Source organism: Caulobacter sp. SRI_014 (assembly GCF_057586315.1).
On record NZ_JBYCZQ010000014.1, the window covers coordinates 63,124 to 74,693 of the forward strand.

Sequence of the window (11,570 nt, forward strand, 5' to 3'; positions counted from 1 at the left end):
ACGCCTCCAGCGAGGCGTTGTCGCCTTGAACGCAACTGGCAGTTGGCTGGCTGCGTGCAGGGCGTAGGTCATGGATGCGGCTCACTATCGGGAGAAGGCGCAGCAGTGTCGGAGGTTGGCGCGCGACGTCACCGCCCGCGACGTCGCCGAACGCCTGACCACCCTGGCCGCGGAATACGACGCCGAAGCCGAGGCCGCCGATACCGCCCCGGACGAAACCGACAAACCCCACTAACCGTCAAGCGCCGCCCGCAGGGCCGCGTAGTCGGCGAAGCCCGTTACAGGCGTGACCCGGCTCTGCCAAATCCGCTCCAGCTGGGCTTCCAGGGCTGTCGACATCAGACTGGGCCCGCCGGCGACCTTGGGGCGAACCTTGGCCGAGTCGCTGCCGGGCGGCAGGTTGCAGCGAACTTCCGACAGCCGGCGAAGGATCGGGTCTTCGAAGCGCTCCTTGTGCTGCAGCATGAACTCGCGGGAGGAGTTGCGCAGGGTCAGGGCCAGCAGCGCGTCGTCGAGCGCGATGTCGCAGAAGGCGGCCAGGCGGCGGATCGCGCCTTCTGGGTCGGCGGTCATGCCCTCGTAGGTCAGCAGCAGGACGTCGGGATTGTCCCGTTGTTCCCACCAGGTGATCAGGTGATGCCAGAAGTCAGGACCCGGGCGGCTGAGACGGGACTGGGCGAAGTCGTCGAAGGTCACCGCGCCGGGTTCGAGGAACCAGCCGTCGAAGAAGTTGTACAGCGAGACCATGGCGTCGCGCGGATCGCGGAACGAGACGACGTACTTGGCGCCCTTCGGGATGGCGTCGAAGGGCAGGTGGCTCTTGAAGCCACGGGGCGCGGCCCGTTGCGCGTCGTCCAGGTTCTGGCCGCAGATGCCGGCGACCTCGATCCAGGGCGTGACCTCGGAGATATCCTCGAAGTCCATGTCGCCCCGCGTGCGCAGGGTGTGGAAGGTCTGTTGCAGCCAGGTGGTGCCGCATTTTCCGAAGGGGCTGATGACCACGTCGCCGGGCTGGGGGCGATAGCGGCTGATCGAGGCGCCGACCTCGTCGGGAACGAACAGCAGGCCCTGCAGCCGCTGCATCTCCTCGGCCGTGCGCGCCCGGCGCGGCGTGGCGTCCATGGTCATTGCGTCGTCCCCGTCCCTGCGGCGAGCCTACGCCCGGGAACGGAAAGCGCAATGAACGCCGTTACTGGACCCGGGTCTCCGTCGGCCCCGACAACGCCATCAGTTTCTGACGCACGGCTTCGGTCTCCGTCTGCAGGCGCTGACCATTCTCCACGATGGCCCGGAAGCGGATCAGGTCGCCCTGGCGATAGAAGTAGAAGGCCTCGTCCTGCCACTTGCCGGGCGCGGTTCTGAGAAAGGTCAGGCTTTCGGCCATGTGGTCGACGCCCTTGTTTTGCAGGGCCCAGTACTGGTCGAGCAGGGGGCGGGCCTGGGCCACCTCGGCGTCGAACTCACGGAGGATTCGCTTGCGTTGGCCCTCGCTCTTGATGGCGGTGGCCAGCTGGCGGCGGGTGCCGGCGAAGCGTTCGGCTTCGCGCTTGCGGTACTTGGCCACGACGGCGCGCAGCTTCTCGACCTTGGCGCCGGCCTTCCGGTAGCCCGGATCTTTCTGCAGGTTGGCGCCGGTCAGCACGCCGCCGTCGGCGATCTGCAGGACCTCGCGGTCAATCCCCAGCGCATCGGCGTTGTTCGCCTCCAGATGGGCGGCGCGGATCGGGTTGGCGATCTTGTTAGCCGCCATCGCCGGCGCGCCGAGGGCGATGACCAGGGCGATGGCCGCCAGCCCGCCGCCGAGGGCGCAGAGGAAGGGCCCGAGGAAATCCTCGCCGCTCGAGCGCTGGCGCAGCTTGCGGGCCTGGGTCAGCGACAGGACGACCATGCCGGCCAGGCCGATGACCCCGGCGTAGATCGCCTGGGCGCCGAGCTTGTAGCCCAGCATGTAGGCGACGGCCCGGTCCATCTCGACCGGTCGGTCGGGGACGCCGCCGATGAAGAAGGCGATGAAGCCGACGATGAAGGCGGCGCCGCAGATCAGATAGACCGGCACGCGACTGGCCGGCGGCTGTGGCGCATAGCGGGCCCGGGCGGCCTCATAGAACGGCTTTTCGTCGGCGACATCGGTCACGGTACGCATTCCCCCCAAAACACAGATGGACTTATGCGGGCTTTGGCAGGGCTCGCAAGTGCGACGCGCGGACGCGCAGGACCGGCTTGACGATTCCATAAGTGCAGACTTATGTAATGGCCATGGCCGACCCCGACATCTTCCGCGCCCTGGCCGACCCGACCCGCCGGGCGGTGTTCGAACGGCTGAGCGCCGCCGAGCTGACGGTCTCCGAGCTGACGCGGGGCTTTGACGTGTCTCAGCCAGCCATCTCGCAACATCTGTCGGTGCTGAGGGGCGCCGGCATGGTGGCCGAGCGGCGGCAGGGGCGGCAGGCCTGGTACCGGGCCGCGCCCGGCGCCCTGGAGGGGCTGGAGGCCTGGGTGGCCCGCTACCGCACCTTCTGGCCCGAGCGGGTCGAGGCCCTGAAAGATGTGCTCAAGGAGATGGACCAATGAGGGACATCGATCTCGCCTTCGATCTGGAAGAGAGCGCGGCCAAGGTCTGGCGGGCGTTGACCACGCCGGCCCTGCTGGCCCGCTGGCTGGGGCCGAACAACTTCCGCGCCGAACTGGGGGCCAGGTTCTCGGTCGGGGCGGCCAACGACAATGTCGACTGCGAGGTGCTGGCCATCGAGGAGGGCCGGTTGCTGCGGCTCGGCTGGCGGGAAGGGGCAGTCGACAGCGTCGTCACCTTCGCCCTGGAGCCCGGGATAAGCGGCGGGGTGCGCCTGCGGCTGACCCACGATGGCTTCGTCACCCACGGCGGCCTGCCGGCGCCGTTGACCATGGATCCGGTGGGAACCGGCGGCTGGAGGATGCAATGGGCGGCCTGATGAACCTGGTGCCGATGGTGGTCGAGCAGACCAGCCGGGGCGAGCGCAGCTTCGACATCTTCTCGCGGCTGCTGCGGGAGCGGATCCTCTTCGTCAACGGGCCGGTCGAAGATGGCATGGCCAGTCTGATCTGCGCCCAGCTTCTGTTCCTGGAGGCCGAGAACCCCAAGAAGGAGATCGGCATGTACATCAACAGCCCCGGCGGGGTGGTGACGGCCGGCCTCGCGATCTACGACACCATGCAGTACATCAAGAGCCCGGTTTCGACCCTGTGCATGGGTTTCGCCGCCTCGATGGGCAGCCTGCTTTTGATGGCCGGGGAGCCGGGCCAACGGGTCTGTATGCCCAACGCCCGCATCGTCCTGCACCAGCCCTCGGGCGGTTACTCGGGCCAGGCGTCGGACGTGGCGCGCCACGCCGAAGACATCATCAAGATGCGCCAGCGGATCTACGAACTCTACGCCAGGCACTGCGGCCGGACGATGGAGGAGGTGGCTACCGCACTGGACCGCGACAATTTCCTGGATGCGCAGGAGTCGAAAGCCTGGGGACTGGTGGACCACGTCTACTCGACGCGGGAGGAGGCCGAGGCCGCCGCCTGACGCCACGTCATACTTTCCGTCCACGTCACCTGAGCGCATGATCGGCGATAACTCAGGGAGAGACGCATGTACGATCTGGTGATCCGGGGCGGCCGGGTGGTCGACGGAACGGGCGCGGCGGCTCTTGAAGGCGATGTCGCCATCACCGACGGCGTCATCGTCGCGGTCGGGGCGGTCAAGGGCGCCGGCAAGCGCGAGATCGATGCGGCCGGCAAGATCGTCACCCCGGGCTGGGTCGACATCCACACCCACTATGACGGCCAGGCGACCTGGGACCCCTATATGTCGCCGTCCAGCTGGCATGGCGTGACCACGGTGGTCATGGGCAATTGCGGCGTCGGCTTCGCGCCGGTGAAGCCCGACAAGCACGACTGGCTGATCGAGCTGATGGAAGGCGTCGAGGACATCCCTGGCGCCGCCCTGGCCGAGGGCATCAAGTGGAACTGGGAGACCTTCCCCCAGTACATGGACAGCCTGGACGCCCAGGACCGGGTGCTGGATATCGCCACCCATGTGCCGCACAGCGCCGTGCGGGCCTATGTCATGGGCGAGCGCGGCGCGCACAACGAGCCGGCGACGCCGGAAGATATTGCGGCCATGGCCGAGATCGTCGCCGAGGGCGTGCGGGCAGGCGCCCTGGGCTTCTCGACCTCGCGGACCATCGTCCACACGGCCAAGAACGGCGAGGTCATGCCGGGCACCTATGCCGGCGACGACGAGCTGCTGGCCATCGGCAAGGCCATGGCGGCGGTCGGCCCGGGCGTCTTCGAGATGAGCTCTGACATGGCGCCGGCCGAGCATGAGTTCGAATGGATGAAGGCCATGGCCACCGAGACCGGTGTGACCGTGACCTACAGCCTGCTGCAGTCGCCGATGCGGCCCGACAACTGGGTCGATCTGCTGGACCGTACCGCGAAGGCGCGGGCCCAGGGCGCGGCCATCACCGCCCAGATCGCCTGCCGACCGACCGGCCTGGTGCTCGGCTGGCGCAGCACCGTCCATCCCTTCGTGGGGCGGCAGACCTATCGCGACATCGCCGCCCTGCCGTTCGAGCAACGACTGGAGAAGCTGAAGGACCCGGCGGTGCGGGCCCGGATCCTGGCCGATCCCAGCAAGAAGATGGGGCCCCTCGGCGAGATCATGACCAAGGGCTTCGACCGCATGTTCCGGCTGGTGCAGCCGGACGGGTCGCTGGACTACGAGCCGCGCGCCGAGGACAGCATCAAGGCCATCGCCGAACGTACCGGCCAGGCGCCGGACGCGATCGTCTACGACATGCTGATGGAGATGGACGGCAAGGGGTACATCTACCTGCCGCTGCTCAACTACGCCCAGTTCGACTTCGACCACATCCACGCCATGATGCACGACCCCAACACCGTGCTCAGCCTGTCGGACGGCGGGGCCCACTGCGGGGTGATCTGCGACGCCAGCTTCCCGACCTACATGCTGACCCACTGGGTGCGCGACCGGAAGCGGGGGCCGACCCTCACCCTGGAGAAGGTGGTGTCGATGCAGACGCGCGACACCGCCCGGCTTTACGGCCTCAACGACCGGGGCGTGCTGGCCGTCGGGATGAAGGCCGACGTCAATGTCATCGACTTCGAGCGGCTGGCCATCCAGGCGCCGGAGATGGTCTTCGACCTGCCGGCCGACGGTCGCCGGATGATCCAGAAGGCGGAAGGCTATGTCGCCACCGTCGTCAGCGGCGTGGTCACCTACGAGGACGGCGTCGCCACCGGCGCCATGCCGGGCAAGCTGATCCGGGGGCCGCAGGGCCTCGAGGCGCGGATGGCGGCGGAGTAGCTACTGCACGGTCGCCGTCGCCCGGTTGATGCTCTCGAAGTTGGACAGGCCCATGGTGCGGGCCTGGGCGTTGACGTCGTTGACCAGGGCGCGATGGCGCTTCAGGTCCGCTTCGAAGGCATCGAAGTCGGATTTGCGGTTGAAGGTATAGCCCCGGCCGTTCCAGCCGCCGGGCGAGGCGCGGACACGCCTGATCAGGCCCTCAATGGAGTCCATGATCTCTTCCTGGCCATTGTAGAAGTTGGCGTTGACCTCGATGTCCTGGGCCATGCGGCGGTCCCAGGTTGCCAGGGCCGCGTCCTTCCAGGGCTTGTCCCTGGCGTAGACGGCCAGGGCGGCGCGGCTTTCGGCGAAGCGGCCCTCGGAGGCCTTGCGCTGGCGGGCGAACAGGGCGCGCAGTTCGCTGACGATCCTGGCGGTCTGGCGGTAGCCGGGGTCGTTGGACAGGCGGCGGGCGTCCAGCGGCGCGCCATGCGTGGCCAGCAGTTCCATCAACTCGGTGTTGAAGGCGCGGTTGTCGGCGTTGACCCGTTTGACGTGGCTGTCGATGGCGGTGGAGACCGCGACCTCGGCGTTGGCGGCGTTCAGCGAGGGGCCGATGGCCACGGCCAGGGCGATGCCGCCGCCCACCACGGCGGCCAGCAGCAGCGGCGCAAAGTCCTCGAACCAGCCGCGCAGCCGCTTCTTGCGGCGCGGCGTCCAGGCGAGGGCGAAGGTAACCACCGCCGCCAGCACCAGGCTGACGCCGACGACCGGCAGGCTGGCGAAGCCGACCAGATAGACCACCTGTGAAACCAGATCGGCGCCGATCTGACCGCCCTTGGGAAAGCCGATCAGCCAGGCCAGGCCGCCGCTGACCACCGCGGTGACGGCCAGCAGGCCCCAGTAGAGATTGCGTGTCTCGTCCGGCGCCCTGGCGGCGCGGGTTGCGTAGAAGGGCCGGTCGGCCGTTTCGTTGCTCATGGGCATCCCCCGATACTGCCGGCGAGCCTGAGGTGAGGCCCTGGTCGGCGTCAACGGCAATCTCTTCCAAACAACTGTTCAAATCCGCCGGGCTTCCTGCCAAGATGGTGGAAAGGAATAATCCTCGGGAAGGGAACCCACAGCCATGCGTGAAGCCGTCATCGTCTCCTATGCCCGCACGGGTCTGGCCAAGGCTGGGCGCGGCGGCTTCAATGTCACCCCGCCGATGAGCCTGGCGGCCCATGCCATCAAGCATGCGGTGGCCAAGTCGGGCGTTGACCCCAAGGACATCGAGGACTGCTACCTCGGCAACAACGCCCACGGCGCGGCCAACATCGGCCGGCTGGCGGCGCTGCTGGCCGGGATGCCGGTGACCACGGCGGGCGTGACCATCAACCGCTTCTGCTCCTCGGGCCTGCAGGCCATCGCCATGGCCGCCAACCATGTGCGCGGCGACGGCGCCGACTGCGTGGTGGCCGGCGGGGTGGAGAGCATCTCCATTCCGGGCGGCGGGGCCGGCGGCGCGGCGGCCAACGATCCGCACCTGATCGACATCGCCCCGGCCATCTACATGGCCATGATCGACACCGCCGACATCGTCGCCGAGCGCTACGGCGTCAGCCGCGAATACCAGGACGAGTACAGCCTGCAGTCCCAGCAGCGGATGGCGGCGGCCCAGGCGGCGGGCAAGTTCAAGGACGAGATCGTGCCGATGGCCACCAAGATGAAGGTGGTCAACAAGGAGACCAAGGAAGAGTCCTTCGTCGACTATGTGGTCGATCGCGACGAGTGCAACCGGCCGGACACCACGCTCGAGGGCCTGTCCTCCCTGCAGCCGGTAAAGGGCCCCGGCAAGTTCATCACCGCCGGCAACGCCAGCCAGCTTTCCGACGGCGCCGCCGCCGTGGTGGTCATGGAGGCCAAGGAGGCGGAGCGCCGTGGCCTCACGCCCATGGGCCGCTTCGTCAGCTGGGCCGCCGCGGGTTGCGAGCCGGACGAGATGGGCATCGGCCCGGTGTTTGCCGTGCCGCGCTTGCTGGCCCGCCAGGGGCTGAAGGTCGACGACATCGACATCTGGGAACTGAACGAGGCCTTCGCTTCGCAGTGCCTCTACAGCCGCGACAAGCTGGGCATCGATCCGGAGAAGTACAACGTCAACGGCGGTTCCATCGCCATCGGCCACCCCTTCGGCATGACCGGCGCGCGTTGCACCGGTCACCTGCTGCAGGAAGGCAAGCGTCGCGGCGCCAAGTGGGGCGTGGTGACGATGTGCATCGGCGGCGGCCAGGGCGGCGCCGGCCTGTTCGAGATCTACTAGGGATCGAATGGCGGCTCAGCGCCTCTGTGGCGCTGAGCCCTTTACCCACCGGCCCGGGCCGTCGAAGATCACGTCCAGGCTTGGCGAAGCGGCCTACGATTATAACCCGGCGACGGCGGGGGAAGCATTGAATTTCGGCCAAGGCCTTGAATTCCTGTGCCTTCCTCGTAGGCGCGGAGTCGGCGATTGTGGGTCCGCGCGTAGGCTTGGCGTAGGCTGGTCATTTGCGAATGTAGGCCGGTTCGGGGCCAGTCAGGCCTACGCCGTCGGCGATGAGCGGCCGGGAGGCGGAAAAGGGGCCGTAATTTCACCCGGTGAAAACCCCAAACCCTTGTGGCGAAACGGATTTTCGCGCGCTAGGATCAGGCGACCAGTGGGGGAGGGGATGATGAGAGCAGCGGTTATGGGCGCGGCCCTGGCAGTGGGCCTGGCGGTCGGCGGCGCGGCGCAGGCGGCGGACTATGTCGTCGTGCGCTATGAGGATTACGCCGGGATCATCGATCTGGCCGGCATCACCCGGACGGGCGACATCGCCAGGGGCACGGTGACCCGCATCTGGCCGTCGGACCAGGATCTGGGAGGCGGAACCATCTTCCGCTACCTGACCACGTCCGAAGAGTTCAACTGCACGACCCGGGTGTCGTACAACAACAGCCTCAAGGCCTTCAGCCGGACCCATGTCATGGTCTACCAGAGCACCGAGCGGTCCGGTGCGCTGGACGCCGTCGAGCCGGGCAGCCTGGGTCACGAGGTCATGCGCACCCTTTGCGAGGCCGGGGCCGCGCCGGTCGGTGAGCGCCGCTCCGCGCCCGACCGCCAACGGTTGGTCGACCAGCTGATCAGCGAGTAGTCACGGCGACAGGGTCCGCCTCCGCCGGGTGGCATGCCGCGCAAGGCGTCGGCCTGGAAGGGCCTGGCCGTCAAAGCCCGCGCAGCACGACCCCGGCGGTCAACAGCACGAAGGCGGCGGTCAGGGTCTCGATCACATGGGTGCTGACCCAGGGAACGGCCACGCCGCCATAGTTGGCGACCAGGGCGGCAATCGCCAGTACAACGGCGATGGCGAACAGCGGCACGCTGGGGGCGGTCAGAACGAAGGCGGGACGGACGGCCATGATCAGGCTCCTGGGCGCGCCCGGGCAGACTGGACGCTGGTCACCATGGGCGCTGGACGGGGCGGTGGCAATGCGCAGGTCGTCGGGGACGAAGACGGGGACGGGGGCGGTTCTGTAACCTTTGCGACAGAGCCGGGGGCCGCGATCGACTAGAAGACCGGCATGCCCGCGTACAGATTCTACGACCTCACCCCGCCGGACCCGGAGGAAATCTGGCAGGGCGCCTTCTACAGCGACGGGGCGGCGATGGCCTGGGGGTTCCGGCGAGCCGGCCCCGGCGGCATCGAGGTCTGGCAGGGCGAGCGCTTCGTCGGCCGGCTGCATGGGGCCGACGCGCAGGCTGCGGTCCTTCCGGCAGCCCATCCTTAACCTGTTCCCGCTACCCGGGAAGGGTAAGGCTGGAAAAGGTGGCGTGATGGCGTGCAGCGGGTGTCGGGACGGGGCGGGGTTCGAGCTGCCGATCACCATGGCCTTCCAGCCCATCGTCGATGTGAGCACGCAGACGGTGTTCGCCTACGAGGCCCTGGTGCGGGGACAGGACGGCCAGGGCGCCGGCGCCGTGCTCGCCCAGGTCTCTTCCGAGAACCGCTATGCCTTCGACCAGCAGTGCCGCACCACGGCGATCGAGCTGGCCGCCGGCCTGGACCTGGCGGCCGACGGGGCCAACCTGTCGATCAACTTCCTGCCCAACGCCGTCTATGAGCCCAAGGCCTGTATCCGCCTGACCCTGGCCGCCGCCATGCGCACGGGCTTTCCGCTGAACCGCATCATCTTCGAGTTCACCGAGAGCGAGGAGGTCGACGCTCACCACCTGCTGAACATCCTGCGCAGCTACCGCTCGATGGGCTTCAAGACGGCGATCGACGACTTCGGGGCCGGGTACGCGGGGCTGGGCGTGCTCAGCCTGTTCCAGCCGGACATCGTCAAGCTGGATATGGCGCTGATCCGCGACATCGACCGGGACAAGGTCAAGCGGACCATCGTCAGCCACACCCTGGCCATGCTGCGGGACCTGGGGATCGAGCCGGTCTGCGAGGGGATCGAGACCGTGGGCGAACACGACGCCCTGCGCGACCTGGGGGTCGAGCTGATGCAGGGCTACCTGCTGGCCAAACCGGCGACGGCGGCCCTGCCGGCGGTGTCGTGGGTGGCGGCGGCGGCGGATCAGGCGCGGCGGGCGTAAGGGCGCCGGCGCCAAGCTGGCGGATATCATTGTTACGCGAATTGGTTTAGCGTTCGCCTACACCGTGTCTTCGGACCGTTGGGGGACTGACATGAACATCGCCAAAGTCATCGCGCCGCTGGCCTGCATCGCCGCGCTTTCCGTCGCATCCAGCGCCTTGGCCGAACAGTCGAGAACCGTCGAGTGGACGGTCGGCTCAGAGATCCTGAAGATCCACGCCACCGGCAAGACCGGCCCCTTCTCCACCAAGATCAAGCTGTTCGTGAACGGCGAGGTCGTGGCCGAAGGCGCGACCTCGCAATTCCGCCCGCTGGTCAACCTGATCGGCGACTACAAGGGCAAGAAGGTCGAGGCCGAGTGCCAGAGCGTCGCCACCGGGCCGATGCTTCACCGGGAATGCACGGTCTTTGTCGACAGCAAGGAAGCGGCGAAGCTGAAGTTCTAGCCTCGCCGCCGGGCCCTCAGAGCCCGCGCAGCACCACGCCGGCGGTCAGCAGCACAAAGGCGGCGGTGGCAATGCGGGTTCAGAGCCCGGTTTAGCTGAAGCCGCCGAGGGCGAAGGAGAGGCCGAGGCCGGCGACGCTTCCGAGCATGCACGCGGCGAGCAAGGCGCCGAAATCCTCGCCGAAGGTCCGCTGTTTGTACCGTCTCGCGGCTGAGCCGAGCAGCATCACCGAGCCCAGGCCGGCGATGATCAGCGCGCTGACGAAGAGGGACACGGCGATGAAGGTGATGGCCCCGGTGCGTTCGTGCGGCAGGATGTCGGGGCCAATGCCGGATCGCGACTGCAGCAAGAAGCCGAGGACCCCGGCGATGATCGCGCCGATCATCAGAGGCGTCCGGCTGGCGGCGGGCCGCGAGGCGGCGGGCACGTGGTCGGTGGTTTCGAAGAATGGCCGTTCGGCCGATGGTTCGGTCATGGATGGTCCCCCCAACGATCAAGCAGACCGCGTCACCAGCCGCATGGCAAGGCCTTCGACGCCTTCACGGCCCTGGTGGCGACGGGGAAGATCAGCCGGCGCCAACCGAACGGCCACACCGAACACCGCCGTTGGTTCAATACGGCGACGGCGCGGGCGGGACGACGTCGGCCCGGCGTTCCCAGCCCTCGTTCTGCAGGACCAGGGTCTGGATGGCGAAGACGTTGGCGTCGTCGTCCAGCTCCGGCAGGGCGACGTACTCCGAGGGCCAGCCGTTGTAGATGTCATAGGCCATCACCCGTTGGCCGGCGGCGTTGTAGCGCTCGAGGGTCAGGTCGCGGCGAAAGTCGGCCAGGCTGGTTTGCAGGCCCTGGCCGGCGCTGAAGTTCCACACCTGATCGCCCCATTGCTGGAAGCCGGGATCGGTGGTCACCCCCCGCTCAAGGGTTATGGGTTCGAACAGCGATTGGCCGGGCAGAAGCCGGACCGTCGAAGGATCGCCGGCCTCGCGAAAGGGGACCGCTTGGGTCGCGCCTGTCAGGCCACTGACCTTGCTGAAGCCGGCCACCAGTTGACCGTCATGGAGAAGGCGGAACTGGAATTGAGGTAGAGGGACATGGCTCAAGGTCGTGCGCGGCCGCGACGGGGTCAATGCCTTGAGCCCCAGGTCATTGCGGCGACAGTGGGCTCATTGCAGGTTTTCGTCCGCGCTTGG

The 11,570-nt window shown here is 67.9% G+C and carries 16 protein-coding genes; 10 read left to right on the forward strand and 6 right to left on the reverse strand.

Annotated features, from left to right (window positions below):
- The first annotated feature begins 70 nt into the window (after nucleotides 1-70).
- Complete coding sequence (locus tag AC2YG9_RS21340) at nucleotides 71-235, forward strand: hypothetical protein (RefSeq protein WP_487300015.1); 165 nt, start codon at nucleotides 71-73, stop codon at nucleotides 233-235.
- On the opposite strand, the gene AC2YG9_RS21345 is transcribed toward AC2YG9_RS21340, so the two are convergent.
- Both AC2YG9_RS21345 and AC2YG9_RS21350 read right to left on the reverse strand, forming a co-directional pair.
- The gene (locus AC2YG9_RS21345) at nucleotides 232-1,128 is read right to left on the reverse strand and encodes a sulfotransferase domain-containing protein (protein ID WP_487300016.1); all 897 of its coding nucleotides are present in this window, start codon (nucleotides 1,126-1,128) and stop codon (nucleotides 232-234) included. The genes AC2YG9_RS21340 and AC2YG9_RS21345 overlap by 4 nt on opposite strands.
- Nucleotides 1,129-1,189: 61 nt before the next feature.
- Nucleotides 1,190-2,143, reverse strand: coding sequence for a hypothetical protein (locus AC2YG9_RS21350; protein WP_487300017.1), 954 nt, complete (start codon nucleotides 2,141-2,143; stop codon nucleotides 1,190-1,192).
- A 107-nt stretch (nucleotides 2,144-2,250) separates the two neighbouring features.
- Here AC2YG9_RS21350 and AC2YG9_RS21355 point away from each other — a divergent pair, with 107 nt between their 5' ends.
- The 4 genes from AC2YG9_RS21355 (at nucleotide 2,251) to AC2YG9_RS21370 (ending at nucleotide 5,356) form a co-directional block, all read left to right on the forward strand.
- A complete protein-coding gene (locus AC2YG9_RS21355) occupies nucleotides 2,251-2,571 on the forward strand; it encodes an ArsR/SmtB family transcription factor (RefSeq protein ID WP_487300018.1) in 321 nt (106 codons plus the stop codon).
- Complete coding sequence (locus tag AC2YG9_RS21360) at nucleotides 2,568-2,948, forward strand: SRPBCC family protein (RefSeq protein WP_487300019.1); 381 nt, start codon at nucleotides 2,568-2,570, stop codon at nucleotides 2,946-2,948. Before AC2YG9_RS21355 ends, AC2YG9_RS21360 begins: the two co-directional genes overlap by 4 nt.
- Nucleotides 2,936-3,550 (forward strand): ATP-dependent Clp protease proteolytic subunit, encoded by a 615-nt coding sequence (locus AC2YG9_RS21365; RefSeq protein WP_487300020.1) that lies wholly within the window; start codon nucleotides 2,936-2,938, stop codon nucleotides 3,548-3,550. Before AC2YG9_RS21360 ends, AC2YG9_RS21365 begins: the two co-directional genes overlap by 13 nt.
- Before the next feature lie 66 nt (nucleotides 3,551-3,616).
- On the forward strand, nucleotides 3,617-5,356 hold the full coding sequence (locus AC2YG9_RS21370; protein ID WP_487300021.1) for an N-acyl-D-amino-acid deacylase family protein: 1,740 nt from the start codon (nucleotides 3,617-3,619) through the stop codon (nucleotides 5,354-5,356).
- Here the strand turns inward: AC2YG9_RS21370 and AC2YG9_RS21375 are convergent, their stop codons facing one another.
- On the reverse strand, nucleotides 5,357-6,319 hold the full coding sequence (locus tag AC2YG9_RS21375; RefSeq protein WP_487300022.1) for a hypothetical protein: 963 nt from the start codon (nucleotides 6,317-6,319) through the stop codon (nucleotides 5,357-5,359).
- Between the two features lie 145 nt (nucleotides 6,320-6,464).
- On the opposite strand from AC2YG9_RS21375, the gene AC2YG9_RS21380 reads away from it, so the two are divergent.
- On the forward strand, nucleotides 6,465-7,637 hold the full coding sequence (locus AC2YG9_RS21380; protein WP_487300023.1) for an acetyl-CoA C-acyltransferase: 1,173 nt from the start codon (nucleotides 6,465-6,467) through the stop codon (nucleotides 7,635-7,637).
- Between the two features lie 388 nt (nucleotides 7,638-8,025).
- The gene (locus AC2YG9_RS21385) at nucleotides 8,026-8,487 is read left to right on the forward strand and encodes a surface-adhesin E family protein (RefSeq protein WP_487300024.1); all 462 of its coding nucleotides are present in this window, start codon (nucleotides 8,026-8,028) and stop codon (nucleotides 8,485-8,487) included.
- 70 nt (nucleotides 8,488-8,557) lie between these two features.
- Here the strand turns inward: AC2YG9_RS21385 and AC2YG9_RS21390 are convergent, their stop codons facing one another.
- Entirely contained in the window at nucleotides 8,558-8,752 is a 195-nt protein-coding gene (locus AC2YG9_RS21390) for a hypothetical protein (RefSeq protein ID WP_487300025.1), read from the reverse strand.
- A 162-nt stretch (nucleotides 8,753-8,914) separates the two neighbouring features.
- On the opposite strand from AC2YG9_RS21390, the gene AC2YG9_RS21395 reads away from it, so the two are divergent.
- From AC2YG9_RS21395 to AC2YG9_RS21405, 3 genes are all read left to right on the forward strand, one after another.
- Complete coding sequence (locus AC2YG9_RS21395; RefSeq protein WP_487300026.1) at nucleotides 8,915-9,121, forward strand: hypothetical protein; 207 nt, start codon at nucleotides 8,915-8,917, stop codon at nucleotides 9,119-9,121.
- 46 nt (nucleotides 9,122-9,167) lie between these two features.
- The gene (locus AC2YG9_RS21400; protein WP_487300027.1) at nucleotides 9,168-9,935 is read left to right on the forward strand and encodes an EAL domain-containing protein; all 768 of its coding nucleotides are present in this window, start codon (nucleotides 9,168-9,170) and stop codon (nucleotides 9,933-9,935) included.
- Nucleotides 9,936-10,026: 91 nt separating this feature from the next.
- Nucleotides 10,027-10,380: a hypothetical protein gene (locus AC2YG9_RS21405; protein ID WP_487300028.1), complete on the forward strand. Its 354-nt coding sequence runs from the start codon at nucleotides 10,027-10,029 to the stop codon at nucleotides 10,378-10,380.
- A gap of 91 nt (nucleotides 10,381-10,471) precedes the next feature.
- On the opposite strand, the gene AC2YG9_RS21410 is transcribed toward AC2YG9_RS21405, so the two are convergent.
- Together AC2YG9_RS21410 and AC2YG9_RS21415 are read right to left on the reverse strand one after the other, a co-directional pair.
- A complete protein-coding gene (locus AC2YG9_RS21410; RefSeq protein WP_487300029.1) occupies nucleotides 10,472-10,855 on the reverse strand; it encodes a hypothetical protein in 384 nt (127 codons plus the stop codon).
- Between the two features lie 136 nt (nucleotides 10,856-10,991).
- Nucleotides 10,992-11,507 carry a phage tail protein gene (locus AC2YG9_RS21415; protein WP_487300030.1) on the reverse strand — a complete coding sequence of 172 codons (516 nt, stop codon included), beginning with the start codon at nucleotides 11,505-11,507 and terminating at the stop codon, nucleotides 10,992-10,994.
- Nucleotides 11,508-11,570: the final 63 nt, after the last annotated feature.

Coding starts and splice junctions, on each gene's coding strand:
- AC2YG9_RS21340 (WP_487300015.1), top strand. CDS start 71: ATGGATGCGGCTCACTATCGGGAGAAGGCGCAGCAGTGTCGGAGGTTG.
- AC2YG9_RS21345 (WP_487300016.1), bottom strand. CDS start 1,128: ATGACCATGGACGCCACGCCGCGCCGGGCGCGCACGGCCGAGGAGATG.
- AC2YG9_RS21350 (WP_487300017.1), bottom strand. CDS start 2,143: ATGCGTACCGTGACCGATGTCGCCGACGAAAAGCCGTTCTATGAGGCC.
- AC2YG9_RS21355 (WP_487300018.1), top strand. CDS start 2,251: ATGGCCATGGCCGACCCCGACATCTTCCGCGCCCTGGCCGACCCGACC.
- AC2YG9_RS21360 (WP_487300019.1), top strand. CDS start 2,568: ATGAGGGACATCGATCTCGCCTTCGATCTGGAAGAGAGCGCGGCCAAG.
- AC2YG9_RS21365 (WP_487300020.1), top strand. CDS start 2,936: ATGGGCGGCCTGATGAACCTGGTGCCGATGGTGGTCGAGCAGACCAGC.
- AC2YG9_RS21370 (WP_487300021.1), top strand. CDS start 3,617: ATGTACGATCTGGTGATCCGGGGCGGCCGGGTGGTCGACGGAACGGGC.
- AC2YG9_RS21375 (WP_487300022.1), bottom strand. CDS start 6,319: ATGAGCAACGAAACGGCCGACCGGCCCTTCTACGCAACCCGCGCCGCC.
- AC2YG9_RS21380 (WP_487300023.1), top strand. CDS start 6,465: ATGCGTGAAGCCGTCATCGTCTCCTATGCCCGCACGGGTCTGGCCAAG.
- AC2YG9_RS21385 (WP_487300024.1), top strand. CDS start 8,026: ATGAGAGCAGCGGTTATGGGCGCGGCCCTGGCAGTGGGCCTGGCGGTC.
- AC2YG9_RS21390 (WP_487300025.1), bottom strand. CDS start 8,752: ATGGCCGTCCGTCCCGCCTTCGTTCTGACCGCCCCCAGCGTGCCGCTG.
- AC2YG9_RS21395 (WP_487300026.1), top strand. CDS start 8,915: ATGCCCGCGTACAGATTCTACGACCTCACCCCGCCGGACCCGGAGGAA.
- AC2YG9_RS21400 (WP_487300027.1), top strand. CDS start 9,168: ATGGCGTGCAGCGGGTGTCGGGACGGGGCGGGGTTCGAGCTGCCGATC.
- AC2YG9_RS21405 (WP_487300028.1), top strand. CDS start 10,027: ATGAACATCGCCAAAGTCATCGCGCCGCTGGCCTGCATCGCCGCGCTT.
- AC2YG9_RS21410 (WP_487300029.1), bottom strand. CDS start 10,855: ATGACCGAACCATCGGCCGAACGGCCATTCTTCGAAACCACCGACCAC.